The organism is Herbiconiux sp. 11R-BC (assembly GCF_049472555.1).
Taxonomy (GTDB): domain Bacteria; phylum Actinomycetota; class Actinomycetes; order Actinomycetales; family Microbacteriaceae; genus Herbiconiux.
In genome coordinates this window covers 52,192-65,791 of sequence record NZ_JBCEBO010000010.1, presented here as the reverse complement: position 1 = coordinate 65,791, position 13,600 = coordinate 52,192, and the positions used below count along the sequence as shown (strand labels likewise).

Here is a 13,600-nt window from a genome sequence, read left to right as displayed (position 1 = left end):
CGGTCCTTGCCCGGCGCCGCGCGACATGTGAGCGCGCGGTCGAAGGACGCGGCCTGCGGTCGCGCCCTTCGGCCACGCGCTCACCTTGGGTCGGCGAGTACGGCCTGTTGCGATTCAGTCGCGGGCTCGCCTGCGGGCAGGCTCGGGCAATAGGGGGTCAGTCCAGTACTTTTTTATACCAGCGGGTGGCGTTGGGGTTGTCGTTGTAGGGGGCCGTCGGTTCGTAGCCGAGGCGGGCGTAGAGGCGGCCGGCCGACTCGAGGCTGTGGTGGGTGTCGAGCACGACCTCGGCGGCCCCGAAGTCGCGGGCGCGCTGCTCGAGCTCGCTCATCAGGGCGGTGGCCCAGCCGCGCCCGCGGGCGCCCTCGCCGAGCCAGACGTGCTTGATCTCGCCGCGCGGAGCGGAGGCATCGCTCGCGAGCATCCGGAGCCCACCGCAGCCGACGGGCCGGCCGTCGTCGTCTTCGACCACGAGGAACACGCCGTGCACGCCGTCGAACTGCTCCGCTGCGGGCATGGTGCGCCGATAACCGCCGGCCGAGGGGAACGAGGCCTCGCGGAACGTGAAGTAGTCGGTGAGCAGGGACTGCTCGGCGGGAGCGGTGACGTCACCGGTGCGGATGCGCATGCCTCCACCCTACGCAGGCGGCGCGTCGCGGGGGCCACCCGAGGCACAGTCTCGGCCCTCAGCCGCGCCCGGTAGATTGGTGGGCATGACTACGAAGGTTGCCGTCGTCGGCGCGACGGGAAAGATGGGGCGGCTCATCTCCGGAATCGTCGAGGAGGCCGCCGACTACGAGCTCGTCGCCCAGCTCGACTCCCGCAGCGACTTGAGCGAGATGCTCGTGGCGGAGCTCGTGGTCGACGTCAGCGCCCCCGGCATCACGCAGCAGGCCGTCGAGTTCGCGGTGGCCAACGGCCGCAACGTGCTCATCGGCACCTCCGGCTGGTCGGCCGACCGCATCGCCGGCCTCCGTCGCACCCTCGGCGAGAAGCCCGCGAGCGGCGTCGTCGTCATTCCCAACTTCTCCCTCGGCTCGGTGCTCGCCACCTCGTTCGCGGCCATGGCCGCGCGCTTCTACGACTCGATCGAGATCATCGAGGCGCACTCGGCCACGAAGGTCGACTCGCCCTCCGGCACCGCGGTGCGCACCGCCGAGCTCATGAGCGCGGCCCGCGCGGCGAAGGGTCCCGTGGCCGCACCGCACACCGACCAGCGGGCGCGCGGCCAGCAGGTGGCGAGCATCCCCATCCACAGCCTGCGGCTGAGCGGCATCGTCGCCAAGCAGGACGTGGTGTTCGGCGGCACCGGCGAGGTGCTCACGCTCACCCACGAGACCATCTCGCCCAGCGCGTACACCGCCGGCATCCTCGTGGCGCTGCGGGCGGCCGTCTCGGTGCGCGGAGTGGTCGTGGGGCTCGACCAGCTGATCGATCTCGGGGGAGCGGGCGCCCGGGGCGCGTCCACGACCGCTGCGACTGCGGATGCGCCGGGCCCGGATGCCGGCGCCGACACCGACCCCGACCCCGACCCCGAGAACGTCTCGGGCCAGGCGGCCACCGCCACGAGCGTGACACCGTGAAGAACCGCGTCGCCGCTCTCGTGATGGCGGCGCTGCTCGCGCTCTACATCGTGCTGGTGGGGCAGCGCGCGGTCATGTTCGTGATGACCGGGGTGCCGATCGGCATCGCGATGGGGCTCTTCCTCATGCTGCTGCCGATCGTGGGCGTGTGGGCGCTCACCCGCGAGCTGATGTTCGGCTTCCGCACCCAGAAGCTCGTCGAGCAGCTCGAGCGCGAGGGCGAGCTGCCGGTCGACGACCTGCCGAAGAAGGCCAGCGGCCGGCCGCTGCGTGAGGCGGCCGACGACGAGTTCGAGCAGTACCGCGAAGCCGTCGAGCAGAACGAGCAGAGCTGGCGCGACTGGTTCCGCCTCGGTCTCGCCTACGACGCGAGCGGCGACCGGCGGCGGGCCCGCGCGGCACTCCGCACGGCCATCCGCCTGGAGCGCACCCCCGCATCCTGACCGTCCCCCGTCTCCCGTCTCAGAACAAAAACAAGGAGTTCCTGGCCGACACAAAAACAAGGAGGTCTTGGCCGACACGCCGGCTGGTGAGGCTGGTTGACCGGCGTGTCGGAAGAAAACTCCTTGTTTTTGGCAGCCGGGGAACGAGGGGAACGTGAAGAGGCCCCGGGAGGGGGGACTCAGACGGCGGCGAGAGCCTTCTCGAGGGTGTTGTCGCGGAAGACGAAGCCGTCGGCCGCCAGCTTCTGGCTCGACACGTTCTGGTCGGCCAGCAACAGGTCGCGGCCGGCGTCGGCGAGGGCCGCCTTGAGCGCCCACGCGGGAGCGGGCAGCCAGTAGGGCCGGTGGAGTTGCTCGGCGAGCTCGCGCACCACGCTGCCGGCCGGCGCGGGAACCGGGCCGACGAGGTTCACCGGGCCCTGCAGCTCGGACTCGGTCACGAGGTGCCGCAGGGCGGCGGCCTCGTCATGGAGGCTGATCCAGGGCCACAGCTGCGCGCCGTCGCCGAGGGGGCCCGCGAGTCCGGCCTTGGCGAGGAGGGTCAGGGGCTTGAGCGCTCCGCCGCCCTGGCCGACGACGAGACCGGTGCGGGCGAGCACGAGCCGCGTGCGGGCCGCGGCCGGCGCGGCGGCGCGCTCCCAGGCATCCGAGACCTTGGCGAGGAATCCGGCGCCCGTCACGGAGCCCTCGGTGAGCAGCTCACCGGGCCGGTCGCCGTAGAACCCCACCGCGGAGCCGCTCACGAACACCGCCGGGGGCGACTCGGCGCGCAGGATCGCGTCGGAGAGGGTCGAGGTGGCGAGGATGCGCGACTGCAGGATCTCGCGCTTGTACCGGAAGGTCCACGGCAGGCGCGAGATCGAGGCGCCGGAGAGGTTCACCACCGCATCGGCCTGGTCGATCAGGGCGGTCTTGAGCCAGCGCGCCTCCGGGTCCCAGCTGCGTTCCGTGGGGGTGCGCGCCGGACGGCGCACGAGGGTGAGCACGGTGTGCCCGGCCGCGCGGAGCTGAGCCGTGAGCTCGGTTCCGATGAACCCGCTCCCGCCCGCGATCAGAACGGTGAGGCCGGTGAGGCCGCCGAGGCCGCTGCGGCCGCTGTCGGACTCGCTCACGCGAGACTCGCCTCCAGGGTGATCGGGATGCCGGCGAGCGCACGCGACACCGGGCATCCGGCCTTCGCCTCCTCGGCGAGCCGCTGGAAGTCGGTCTCGCTGATGCCCGGGACGACGGCGCTCACGAGCAGGTGGCTGCCGGTAATGCCCTGGGCCGGATCGAAGGTGACGGCGGCGGTGGTCTGCAGCGACTCGGCGACGGTGCCGAACTGCGCGAGGGCGTTGGAGAACGCCATCGAGAAGCAGGCGGCGTGCGCGGCGCCGAGCAGTTCCTCGGGCGTGGTGACCCCGGTCTCTCCTTCGGAACGGGCGCGCCAGTCGACGGCGAAACTCCCCGCGCCCGAGGAATCGAGGGTCGCGGTGCCCGAACCGTGGAACAGGTCACCGCGCCAGACGGTGGTGGATTCGCTCGTGACAGCCATGGTCACACCTCTCTGTCGGTGTGCTCCACACTATTCGGGTTTGCCTCGAAGCGTCGCGCGATTCGCCCAGGCTCAGGCGTGGCTGCCCCGGGCGCGCACGAGCAGCAGGTAGAGCTGGCAACCGATGCAGTAGCCGAAGACGGCGTTGAGGAACGCGGCGACGAAGGCGAGCGAGGCGGCCACGAGAACGGCACCGGGCACCCCGGCCAGCGCCAGCGCGAGGCCCGCCGCGGTCACGACGAAGCCCACGAGCTGTGCGAAGGTGGGCGGCTTCGGGTCTTCGAGCTCGGTGGGCGGGGCGAGCCGGGGCCGGATGAGGGCACGGAACAGCGCGCCGTACGGGTGTCGCTGCACTCCCGCCGCCGCTCCCCAGAGGAACAGCAGGCTGATCGCCGCGAGCAGCAGGAACGAGGGCGTGGACACCCGAGCGCCGAACGGCGCTCCCGCCTCGGGCGGGAACGCGAAGGCGAGCGCGATGATGACGAGCAGCAGCACCGCGGTGATGCCGGCGCCGAAGCGCGGTGAACGAGGGTCGATCATGAGAGCTCCTGGATGCCGGCCTCGACGAGAGGCCGGCGCACGGCGCCGCCGATGCGCACGCGCACCGCGCCGTCGCGGTCGAGGATGAGGGTGGTCGGGGTCTGGAGGATGCTGAACCGGCGCACGAGGTCGGCCCGGTGGGTGACGTCGATGTCGAGGTGCACGACCCCGGCGTTGGCCGCGGCGACGGAGCCGAGCACCCGACGGGTGGCCGGGCAGCTCGAGCAGAACTCGGTCGAGAACTGCACCAGGGTGCCGCGCGGGCCGAAGTCGGGAACCGGGCCGTCGGCATCCGCCGTGAGGTCGGAGGGCCGGAGCACGACCGCCGAGCGACTCGCCACCGCGCGCCCTTGCCGCTGGCGCCACACCAGGCCGGCTGCGGTGCTCGCGCCGAGCAGCGCGGCGATGAAGGCGGCGGGTGCGATCCAGTCCATAACGCTGAACCATAAGCGGCCCGGCGGGCACCGGGTGCAGTGTGACGATTGTTACGGCCGGGGCCGATATCGTGAGTGCGTGGCCGAGATCGAATTCCGCTCCGATGTGACCGTCGAACTGGTGCGTGCGAGCGCCCACGACTCCGATGTGCTGTTCGCCGCCCGGGTGTCGACCCAGGGCGAGCAGACGCTCGACGCGGCCGAGTCCGGCGCGGAGGCCGACCCGAAGCGCGACCGGGGCCTCATCAACTACCTCATGCGCGACCGCCACGGCTCGCCGTTCGAGCACAACTCGATGACCTTCTATGTGCAGGCGCCGATCTTCGTCTTCCGCGAGTTCATGCGGCACCGCATCGCGAGCTACAACGAGGAGTCCGGCCGCTACCGCCAGCTCCGACCGGTCTTCTACGTGCCCGGACCCGAGCGCAACCTCGTGCAGGTGGGCAAGCCCGGCGCCTACGACTTCCTCCCCGGCACCCCGGAGCAGAGCGAGCTCACCGCCGCCGAGGTGCGGATGGTCAGCACCGCGGCGTTCGAGTCCTACGAGCGGATGCTCGAGGCCGGCGTCGCGCGCGAGGTGGCCCGCATCGTGCTGCCGCTGAACATCTACTCCTCGATGTACGTCACGGTGAACGCCCGCTCGCTGATGAACTTCCTGTCGCTGCGCACGAAGCGGGCCGACACGACGTTCCCGAGCTTCCCGCAGCGCGAGATCGAGATGTGCGCCGAGAAGATGGAGGCGATCTGGCAGGGCCTCATGCCCCTCACCAGCGCCGCCTTCGACGCGAACGGCCGCGTCGCCCCCTGACGGCTCGTGATAACGTGGGAGCGTGTTCTTCGGTCTGCTCCTTCTTAGCTGCCGCGACGAGTCCTAATTCTTCAGGCCTCCCTCGTCGCGGAGTTCGCTGTCGGCTGACCACCACTTCTGCAGAGGGAAAACACCATGAAGAACAACCAGGCCGCTTCGGCCATGCCGATCCACAAGTATCGGCCGTACCACGAGCAGTTCGCCGTCGAACTGCCCGATCGCACCTGGCCGGCCCAGCACATCACCGAGGCGCCCCGCTGGTGCGCCGTCGACCTGCGCGACGGCAACCAGGCGCTCATCGACCCGATGAGCCCCGAGCGCAAGCGCATCATGTTCGACCTGCTCGTGAAGATGGGCTACAAGGAGATCGAGGTCGGGTTCCCCAGCGCGAGCCAGACCGACTTCGACTTCGTGCGTTCGCTGATCGAGGAGAACGCGATTCCGGATGATGTCACCATCCAGGTTCTGACGCAGGCGCGCGAGCACCTCATCCGCCGCACCTACGAGTCGATCCAGGGCGCGAAGCAGGCCATCGTGCACCTCTACAACTCCACGAGCATCCTGCAGCGCGACGTCGTCTTCCGCACCGACCGCCAGGGCATCATCGACATCGCCCTCGAGGGTGCGCGGCTGTGCAAGCAGTACGAGCAGACCGTGCCCGAGACCTCGGTGTACTACGAGTACTCGCCCGAGAGCTACACCGGCACCGAGCTCGACTTCGCGGTCGACGTGTGCAACCAGGTGCTCGAGATCTTCGAGCCCACACCCGAGCGCAAGGTCATCATCAACCTGCCGTCGACCGTGGAGATGGCGAGCCCCAACGTCTACGCCGACTCGATCGAGTGGATGGGCCGCCACCTGAACCACCGCGAGAACGTGCTGATCTCGCTGCACCCGCACAACGACCGCGGCACCGCCGTGGCGGCCGCGGAGCTCGGCTACCTGGCCGGCGCCGACCGCATCGAGGGCTGCCTGTTCGGCAACGGCGAACGCACCGGCAACGTCGACCTGGTGGCGCTCGGCATCAACCTGTTCACCCAGGGAATCGACCCGCAGATCGACTTCAGCGACCTCGACGAGGTGCGCCGCACGGCCGAGTACTGCAACCAGCTGAAGGTGCACGAGCGCAGCCCCTGGGCCGGCGACCTCGTCTACACCGCCTTCAGCGGATCGCACCAGGATGCGATCAAGAAGGGCTTCGAGGCGATGGCCGCCGACGCCGAGTCGCAGGGCGTCGATGTCGACCAGCTGCTCTGGGCCGTGCCCTACCTGCCGGTCGACCCTAAAGACCTGGGCCGCACCTACGAGGCCGTCATCCGCGTCAACTCGCAGTCCGGCAAGGGTGGCGTGGCGTACCTGCTGAAGACCGACCACGCGCTCGACCTGCCGCGCAAGCTGCAGATCGAGTTCTCGGGCGTCGTGCAGGCCAAGACGGATGCCGAGGGCGGCGAGGTCACGAGCGACCAGATCTGGTCGATCTTCAGCGACGAGTACCTGCCGGCGCCGGCCGAGCGCGCCGAGGACAAGTGGGGGCGCTTCGAGCTCACCCGCACGCGCACGGCGAGCGACCTGAGCGGTTCGGTGTCGCTCGACGTCGAACTCCGCGTGGGCGACGAGGTCATCGAGACGAGCGCGACCGGCAACGGGCCGATCGCCGCCTTCCTCAACGTGATGAGCGAGCAGGGCATCGAGGTGAAGCTCTACGACTACGTGGAGCACGCGCTGAGCGCCTCGGGTGACGCCCTCGCGGCCGCCTACGTGGAGCTGCAGGTCGACGGCACCCGCCTCTGGGGCGTGGGCATCGACGCCGACATCTCCACGGCGAGCCTGAAGGCCGTGGTCTCGGCCGTCAACCGCGCCATCCGCGTGCGCGACGCCGACCGCGAGCTCGCCGCCGTCTGATCGACCCGGGGCCTGCCACTAGCATGAGCACATGTTTTGGCAGGTCCTGGGGGACATCCTTCCGCTCGCGTTCGGTATCATCATCTCGCCCATGCCGATCGCGGCGGTCATCGCGCTGCTGCTCGGCCCGAAAGGCCGGGTGAACGCGGTCGCGTTCACCCTCGCCTTCCTCGTCGCGACCTTCGCCGTGACGCTCGCGTTCGCCTCCGGAACCAAGGGCACCACGCAGTCGGACTCCTTCTTCGCGCAGCTGTTCCACATCGTGCTCGGCTTCGCCTTCGCCGCGCTGTTCTTCTTTCTCGCCTACCGCAGCTGGCGCCGCCGCCCGAAGAAGGGCGTGAGGTCTGCCGAGCCCAAGTGGCTCGCGGCCATCGACTCCTTCGGGGTGGTCAAGGCGATCGGCCTGGCGCTGCTGCTGGGCACCGTGAACCTCAAGAACCTGCCGATCGAGATCGCGGCGGGGGCCACCATCGGCACCGCGGGAATGGAATGGCCGCTCGTGTTCATCGCCGTGCTCGTGTTCGCCGTGATCGCCTCGCTCGGCGTGATCGTGCCGACGCTCGTCGGCGCCTCCGGCTCGCCGACGGTCACGGGCTTCCTGCGGTCGAGCAAGAACTCGCTCATCGCGCACAACAACGTCATCCTGGCGGTGCTGTTCGTCATCCTCGGCGTGCTGCAGCTGGGCAAGGCGATCGGGTCGTTCGGCGGGTAGGCAGGCGCCCCGGGGGATACTGGTCGGGTGCCCGTTTACCGAGATGAAGCCGTCGTGCTGCGCACCCACAAGCTGGGTGAGGCCGACCGCATCGTCACGCTGCTGACCCGTCAGCACGGCAAGGTGCGCGCCGTCGCCCGGGGGGTGCGGCGAACCGGCTCGAAGTTCGGCGCCCGTCTCGAACCCTTCATGGTCGCCGACGTGCAGTTCTACGAGGGGCGCTCCCTCGACACCATCACCCAGGCCGTGATGCTCGGCTCCTACGGCGCCGAGATCACCGCGGACTACGCCAGCTACACCGCCGCGAGCGCGATGGTCGAGACCGCCGACAAGCTCACCGAGGAGGAGCCCTCGCTGCAGCAGTACCTGCTGCTCGTGGGCGCCCTGCGTTCGCTCTCGCGCGGCGAGCACGGGCCGGCGATGACCCTCGACTCCTATCTGCTGCGCGCCCTGTCGATGGCGGGCTGGGCGCCGAGCTTCTACGACTGCGCGGTCACCGGCGAGACCGGGCCGCACTCCGCCTTCGTCGTGCAGCTCGGCGGCGTGGTGAGCGACGCCGTCGCCCCGCCCGGCACCCCGCGGCTCGACGGCTCGACGCTCGAGCTGCTGGCCGCGCTGCTCACGGGGGACTGGGCCGCGGCAGACGCATCCGAGGGCCGCACCCGCTCGCAGGCGAGCGGTATCGTTGCGGCGTACACCCAATGGCACCTGGAACGCGGGCTGCGGTCGCTCGAGCACGTGGAGCGATCGCAGACCACGAAGCCTCAGACCGCCCCGCAGCAGACCGCCCCGCAGTAGAAAGGGCACCGCAGTGAGCCCCGTAGGCAAGACCTCTCCGCTGGCGGAGCCGTTCCGCCCCCTCGACTGGACCGGCCTCCACCCGCCCGCGGTTCCCGCCTCCGCGGTTCCGAAGCACGTCGCCATCGTGATGGACGGCAACGGCCGCTGGGCCAACCAGCGCGGCCTCACCCGCGTCGAGGGCCACCGCGCGGGCGAGGCGGCGCTGCTCGACGTGGTGGCGGGCGCAGTGCAGATCGGCGTGAAGCACGTCTCCGTCTACGCCTTCTCCACCGAGAACTGGAAGCGCTCGCCCGACGAGGTGCGCTTTCTGATGGGGTTCAACCGCGAGGTGCTGCACCGGCGGCGCGACCAGCTCAACGAGTGGGGGGTGCGCATCCGCTGGGCCGGCCGCCGGCCGCGGCTCTGGGCCTCGGTGATCAAGGAGCTGCAGTTCGCCGAGCGGCTCACCGCGCACAACTCCACGCTCACCCTCACGATGTGCGTGAACTACGGCGGGCGCAACGAGATCACGGATGCGGTGCGCGCGATCGCCGACGAGGTCGCGGCCGGGCGCATCCGGCCCTCCGCGGTGTCGGAGAAGCTCATTCAGAAGCACCTCTACGTGCCCGAGCTGCCCGACGTCGACCTCTTCGTGCGGTCGTCGGGGGAGCAGCGCACCTCGAACTTCCTGCCTTGGCAGTCGGCCTACGCCGAGATGGTGTTCCTCGACCGGCTCTGGCCCGACTTCTCGCGCACCGACCTCTGGGAGGCGATCGAGTTCTACGCGGGGCGCAACCGGCGTTTCGGCGGGGCCGTCGATTCTCCGGCCGCGTCGGAATGAGCGGGCCCAGGCGTGCGTTGCACCTCGTGTGAGTGACGCCATCAAGATCGACATCTGGTCCGACATCGCCTGCCCCTGGTGCTACATCGGCAAGCGCAAACTCGAGAACGGCATCGCCGAGTTCTCGCTCGACGACGACGCGGTTCCGGTCGAGATCGAGTACCACAGCTTCGAGCTCTCGCCCGACACGCCGGTGGACTTCGCCGGGAGCCACGAGGAGTTCCTCGAGGCCAAGGGCTTTCCCGCCGAGCAGATCGGGCCCATGCTCGAGCGCGTCACGGGAATCGCCTCCTCCGTGGGCCTGGACTACGACTACCCGAACCTCAAGCACGCCAACACGGTGCTCGCGCACCAGCTCATCCACTACGCGAAGGCGCGCGGAAAGCAGCTCGAGGCCAAGGAGCGTCTGCTGAAGGCCTACTTCGTCGACGGCCGCTACGTGGGCCGCATCGAGGACCTCGCCGACCTCGGCGCAGAGCTCGGCTTCGACCGTTCGGACGTGGTGCGCTCGCTCACCGAGAACGAGTACCTGGCCGACGTTCGCGCCGACCAGCAGCAAGCGGTCGCCTATGGCATCCAGGGCGTGCCGTTCTTCGTGATCGAGGGCAAGTACGGGGTGTCCGGGGCTCAGGATGCGGCGACCTTCGCGCAGGTGCTGCGCCAGGTGGCCGACGAGCGGGTCGAGGTGGGGCAGTGAGCGGCGGCGTGGTGGCAACGGAAACCGACGGCGAGGGCGAGGGCGCCGGCGCGGTCTCGGCTTCACGGTCGGCGGAGCCCGTCGTGATCCTGCCCCGTAAGCCGCTCGTGCTGATCCCGGAGGCCGCCGCGGGCGCCGCCTGCGAGGGCGACTCCTGCGCGTTCTGAGCGTCGAGCCGCCCGTCCGTGCCGCTCCTCGGCGCGGAAGGCGGCTCGAGGTGACGGGTCGGGAGCCTGGCTCAGTCGCGCGGCGGGAGCGGGTCGCTGATGTCGGCGACCACCGCATCCAGGCCCCGCGCGAGGGCGTCGGCGTCGGCGAAAGCGCTGTGGCCGTGCTCCCCGGCGCCCATCGCGACCCGGCGGCCGCGGAACGACTCGTCGAGGTAGACGGGCCAGGCCGTCGTCGAGCCCAGCGGGGTGATCGTGCCGCGCTCGTAGCCGGTGGCCTCGAGCGCCACGTTCTGGTGGGGCATCGAGAGCCGGTTCACGCCCACGAGGGCGCGCAGCTTCGGCCAGCTGATCTGACGGTCGCCCGGGATGAGGGCGAAGAGGAAGCCGCCGTCGTGGCGCTTCACCACGAGGCTCTTCATGATGTCGGCGGGTTCGAGCCCGAGCGCCGCCGCTGCGGCCTCGAGGGAGCCCGCCGGGGGCCGCTCGACGATCTCGACCGGGATGCCGCGGGCGGCGGCATCCTCCTGCACCCGAGTGGTTCCGCTCTTGTCATTCACAGTGACGTCAACCTCCTTTCTCTCCACAGGATTCCCGCCGATGACCCGCCCTCTGCCCGCGTCTGGGAGAATTGACCCGATGTCCACTTCAACCCTCACCGCTCCCACCGCGGCCGCGACCGTGAAGAAGCTCGCGATCGGGCCCATCGAACTCGATGTGCCCGTCGTTCTCGCGCCCATGGCCGGCATCACGAACACGGCGTTCCGGCGGCTCTGCCGCGAGTTCGGCGCCGGGCTCTACGTGAGCGAGATGATCACGAGCCGGGCCCTGGTGGAGCGCACGCCCGAGACGATGCGGCTGATCGCCCACCACCCCTCCGAGACCCCGCGGTCGATCCAGCTCTACGGCGTCGACCCGGGCACGATGGCCCAGGCCGCACGAATCCTGGTGGAGGAAGACCGCACCGACCACATCGACATGAACTTCGGCTGCCCCGTGCCCAAGGTCACGAAGAAGGGCGGGGGAGCGGCGCTGCCGTGGAAGCTCGATCTCTTCCGCGAGATCGTGGAGCAGGTGGTGGAGGCCGCGGGCGACATCCCGGTGACCGTCAAGATGCGCAAGGGCATCGACACCGACCACCTCACTTACCTCGAGGCCGCCAAGGCGGCCGAGGGCGCCGGCGTCGCCGCCATCGCCCTGCACGCGCGCACGGCGGCCGACTTCTACAGCGGGCACGCCGACTGGTCGGCCATCGCGCGGCTGAAAGAAACCATCACGAGCGTGCCGGTGCTCGGCAACGGCGACATCTGGTCGGGTGAAGACGCGCTGCGCATGGTCGACGAGACGGGCTGCGACGGTGTCGTCGTGGGCCGGGGCTGCCTCGGCCGCCCGTGGCTGTTCGGCGACCTCGCGGCCGCGTTCCGGGCGCGCGACGGGCGCATCTCCGACGACGAGGCCGCTGCTCTCCGCGCCGCGCCCTCGCTCGGCGACGTGGCGCGCACCCTGCGCCGCCACACCGAGCTGCTCGCCGAGTTCTTCGGCGACGAAGACCGCGCGTGCCGCGACATCCGCAAGCACGTCGCCTGGTATCTCAAGGGCTACCCGGCCGGGCACGAGGTGCGCGCGGCGCTCAGCACCGTCACGAGCATCGCCGCGATGGACGAGATCCTCGCCACGCTCGACTGGTCGCAGCCCTACCCGGGCGCCGACGCCGAGGGCCCCCGTGGCCGCGCCGGCAGCCCGAAGAACCCCTCGCTGCCCGACGGCTGGCTGAATTCGCGCACCCTGGCGGGCGCGGGCCGTGCCGACCTGGCCGAGGCCGAACTGACGCACAGCGGTGGCTGAGGCGCTGCCCAACCTCTCGACCTTCACGCCCACCAAGGGCTACGCCGAGAGAGATGCTGAACGATACCTCCCCGAGGAGCACTACACGCGCCGCAGCGACTTCGCGCGCGACCGTGCGCGCATCCTGCACTCCTCGTCGCTGCGGCGGCTCGCCGCGAAGACCCAGGTGCTGAGCCCGGCCGTGGTGGCCGACTTCGCGCGCAACCGCCTCACGCACTCGCTCGAGGTGGCGCAGGTGGGGCGCGAGCTCGCGAACAGCCTCGACCTCGACCCCGACGTGGTCGACTCGGCGTGCCTCGCCCACGACCTGGGGCATCCGCCGTTCGGGCACAACGGCGAGCGCGCGCTCAACGAGTGGGCGGCCGACATCGGCGGCTTCGAGGGCAACGCGCAGAGCCTGCGCATCCTGACCCGGCTCGAGCCGAAGGTGATCGCCGAGAACGGCGACAGCCTCGGCCTGAACCTCACCCGGGCGAGTCTCGACGCGAGCTGCAAGTACCCGTGGTCGGCGGCCCAGCCGGTTCCGGATGCCAGTGGCCGGCTGAAATACGGCGTCTACGACGACGACGTGCCGGTGTTCGAGTGGTTCCGGGCGGGCGCGCCGGAGCGCACCCTCTGCGTCGAGGCCCAGGTGATGGACCTCTCCGACGACATCGCCTACTCGGTGCACGACTTCGAAGACGCCGTGCTGAACGGCTACATCGACGTGGCGGTGCTGGGCGACCGGGTCGACCACTCGGCGCTGATCGGGCGCATCCACGCGCGCGCCGGCGGCGACTTCGCGCTCGACGAGCTCACCGAGGCCTTCGAGCGGCTCGACTCGCTGAAGGTCTGGCTCTCGGAGTGGGACGACTCGCGGGGCGCCCATGCCCGGCTCAAGAACCTCACCAGCCAGCTCATCGGGCGCTTCGCCGGGGCGGCGACGCGCGCCACCCGCGAGGCGTTCCCCACGCCGAGCATCACGCGCTACGGCGCCGACGTGGTGGTTCCGCGCTGGGTGGAGGCCGAGATCGCCACGCTGAAGGGCATCGTGTCGGTCTTCGTGATGAGCAACGACGCCCGCCAGCCGCTCTACTCGACGCAGCGCGAGCTGCTCGGCGAGCTCGCCGATGCGCTCTGGGAATCCGACGGCCGAGCGCTCGACACGGCGTTCGCGAGCGACTGGCGCATCGCCTCCGACGACCGGGCGCGTAAGCGCATCGTGGTCGACCAGGTGGCGAGCCTGACCGATCAGACGGCGGCGGCCTGGCACGAACGGCTCTGCGCGAACGCCGGGCACGGGGCGCCTGTCGGCGCCCGGAACGTATCCTAGAG

Annotated in this window: 17 protein-coding genes; 11 read left to right on the top strand and 6 right to left on the bottom strand. The window is 70.5% G+C overall.

Translation table 11 applies throughout. From position 1 onward, the window contains the following. Positions 1-157: 157 nt before the first annotated feature. Positions 158-628, bottom strand: a complete 471-nt coding sequence (locus tag VD659_RS18885) for a GNAT family N-acetyltransferase (RefSeq protein ID WP_423262584.1) — start codon at positions 626-628, stop codon at positions 158-160. A gap of 85 nt (positions 629-713) precedes the next feature. Between VD659_RS18885 and dapB the strand changes: the two genes are divergently transcribed. Both dapB and VD659_RS18875 read left to right on the top strand, forming a co-directional pair. Further along, on the top strand, positions 714-1,583 hold the full coding sequence (gene dapB / locus VD659_RS18880) for a 4-hydroxy-tetrahydrodipicolinate reductase (protein ID WP_423262583.1): 870 nt from the start codon (positions 714-716) through the stop codon (positions 1,581-1,583). Then, positions 1,580-2,026 (top strand): hypothetical protein, encoded by a 447-nt coding sequence (locus VD659_RS18875; RefSeq protein WP_423262582.1) that lies wholly within the window; start codon positions 1,580-1,582, stop codon positions 2,024-2,026. The genes dapB and VD659_RS18875 overlap by 4 nt, the downstream gene beginning before the upstream one ends. Before the next feature lie 179 nt (positions 2,027-2,205). Here VD659_RS18875 and VD659_RS18870 read toward each other — a convergent pair whose 3' ends face one another. The 4 genes from VD659_RS18870 to VD659_RS18855 form a co-directional block, all read right to left on the bottom strand. Beyond that, entirely contained in the window at positions 2,206-3,138 is a 933-nt protein-coding gene (locus VD659_RS18870) for a TIGR01777 family oxidoreductase (RefSeq protein WP_423262581.1), read from the bottom strand. Next, on the bottom strand, positions 3,135-3,560 hold the full coding sequence (locus VD659_RS18865) for an OsmC family peroxiredoxin (RefSeq protein WP_423262580.1): 426 nt from the start codon (positions 3,558-3,560) through the stop codon (positions 3,135-3,137). The genes VD659_RS18870 and VD659_RS18865 overlap by 4 nt, the downstream gene beginning before the upstream one ends. A gap of 72 nt (positions 3,561-3,632) precedes the next feature. Further along, a complete protein-coding gene (locus tag VD659_RS18860; RefSeq protein WP_423262579.1) occupies positions 3,633-4,100 on the bottom strand; it encodes a DUF4395 domain-containing protein in 468 nt (155 codons plus the stop codon). Then, positions 4,097-4,534 carry a TlpA family protein disulfide reductase gene (locus VD659_RS18855; RefSeq protein WP_423262578.1) on the bottom strand — a complete coding sequence of 146 codons (438 nt, stop codon included), beginning with the start codon at positions 4,532-4,534 and terminating at the stop codon, positions 4,097-4,099. The genes VD659_RS18860 and VD659_RS18855 overlap by 4 nt, the downstream gene beginning before the upstream one ends. A 79-nt stretch (positions 4,535-4,613) precedes the next feature. Here VD659_RS18855 and thyX point away from each other — a divergent pair, with 79 nt between their 5' ends. From thyX to VD659_RS18820, 7 genes are all read left to right on the top strand, one after another. Next, complete coding sequence (gene thyX / locus VD659_RS18850) at positions 4,614-5,342, top strand: FAD-dependent thymidylate synthase (RefSeq protein ID WP_423262577.1); 729 nt, start codon at positions 4,614-4,616, stop codon at positions 5,340-5,342. A gap of 135 nt (positions 5,343-5,477) precedes the next feature. Next, complete coding sequence (gene leuA / locus VD659_RS18845; RefSeq protein ID WP_423262576.1) at positions 5,478-7,244, top strand: 2-isopropylmalate synthase; 1,767 nt, start codon at positions 5,478-5,480, stop codon at positions 7,242-7,244. A 31-nt stretch (positions 7,245-7,275) separates the two neighbouring features. Then, on the top strand, positions 7,276-7,956 hold the full coding sequence (locus VD659_RS18840; RefSeq protein WP_423262575.1) for a GAP family protein: 681 nt from the start codon (positions 7,276-7,278) through the stop codon (positions 7,954-7,956). Between the two features lie 27 nt (positions 7,957-7,983). Further along, positions 7,984-8,754: a DNA repair protein RecO gene (recO, locus tag VD659_RS18835; protein WP_423262574.1), complete on the top strand. Its 771-nt coding sequence runs from the start codon at positions 7,984-7,986 to the stop codon at positions 8,752-8,754. 13 nt (positions 8,755-8,767) lie between these two features. After that, a complete protein-coding gene (locus VD659_RS18830) occupies positions 8,768-9,577 on the top strand; it encodes an isoprenyl transferase (protein WP_423262573.1) in 810 nt (269 codons plus the stop codon). A gap of 28 nt (positions 9,578-9,605) precedes the next feature. Then, positions 9,606-10,274 carry a DsbA family oxidoreductase gene (locus tag VD659_RS18825; RefSeq protein ID WP_137837337.1) on the top strand — a complete coding sequence of 223 codons (669 nt, stop codon included), beginning with the start codon at positions 9,606-9,608 and terminating at the stop codon, positions 10,272-10,274. An 8-nt stretch (positions 10,275-10,282) separates the two neighbouring features. After that, complete coding sequence (locus tag VD659_RS18820; RefSeq protein ID WP_423262572.1) at positions 10,283-10,441, top strand: hypothetical protein; 159 nt, start codon at positions 10,283-10,285, stop codon at positions 10,439-10,441. Positions 10,442-10,512: 71 nt separating this feature from the next. Here VD659_RS18820 and VD659_RS18815 read toward each other — a convergent pair whose 3' ends face one another. Next, positions 10,513-11,001: an aminoacyl-tRNA deacylase gene (locus VD659_RS18815; RefSeq protein WP_423262571.1), complete on the bottom strand. Its 489-nt coding sequence runs from the start codon at positions 10,999-11,001 to the stop codon at positions 10,513-10,515. Between the two features lie 79 nt (positions 11,002-11,080). Here VD659_RS18815 and dusB point away from each other — a divergent pair, with 79 nt between their 5' ends. Both dusB and VD659_RS18805 read left to right on the top strand, forming a co-directional pair. Further along, positions 11,081-12,286: a tRNA dihydrouridine synthase DusB gene (gene dusB, locus VD659_RS18810; RefSeq protein ID WP_423262570.1), complete on the top strand. Its 1,206-nt coding sequence runs from the start codon at positions 11,081-11,083 to the stop codon at positions 12,284-12,286. Further along, positions 12,279-13,598, top strand: coding sequence for a deoxyguanosinetriphosphate triphosphohydrolase (locus VD659_RS18805; RefSeq protein ID WP_423262569.1), 1,320 nt, complete (start codon positions 12,279-12,281; stop codon positions 13,596-13,598). Before dusB ends, VD659_RS18805 begins: the two co-directional genes overlap by 8 nt. Positions 13,599-13,600: the final 2 nt, after the last annotated feature.

Coding starts and splice junctions, on each gene's coding strand:
- VD659_RS18885 (WP_423262584.1), bottom strand. CDS start 628: ATGCGCATCCGCACCGGTGACGTCACCGCTCCCGCCGAGCAGTCCCTG.
- dapB (WP_423262583.1), top strand. CDS start 714: ATGACTACGAAGGTTGCCGTCGTCGGCGCGACGGGAAAGATGGGGCGG.
- VD659_RS18865 (WP_423262580.1), bottom strand. CDS start 3,560: ATGGCTGTCACGAGCGAATCCACCACCGTCTGGCGCGGTGACCTGTTC.
- VD659_RS18860 (WP_423262579.1), bottom strand. CDS start 4,100: ATGATCGACCCTCGTTCACCGCGCTTCGGCGCCGGCATCACCGCGGTG.
- VD659_RS18855 (WP_423262578.1), bottom strand. CDS start 4,534: ATGGACTGGATCGCACCCGCCGCCTTCATCGCCGCGCTGCTCGGCGCG.
- leuA (WP_423262576.1), top strand. CDS start 5,478: ATGAAGAACAACCAGGCCGCTTCGGCCATGCCGATCCACAAGTATCGG.
- VD659_RS18840 (WP_423262575.1), top strand. CDS start 7,276: ATGTTTTGGCAGGTCCTGGGGGACATCCTTCCGCTCGCGTTCGGTATC.
- dusB (WP_423262570.1), top strand. CDS start 11,081: ATGTCCACTTCAACCCTCACCGCTCCCACCGCGGCCGCGACCGTGAAG.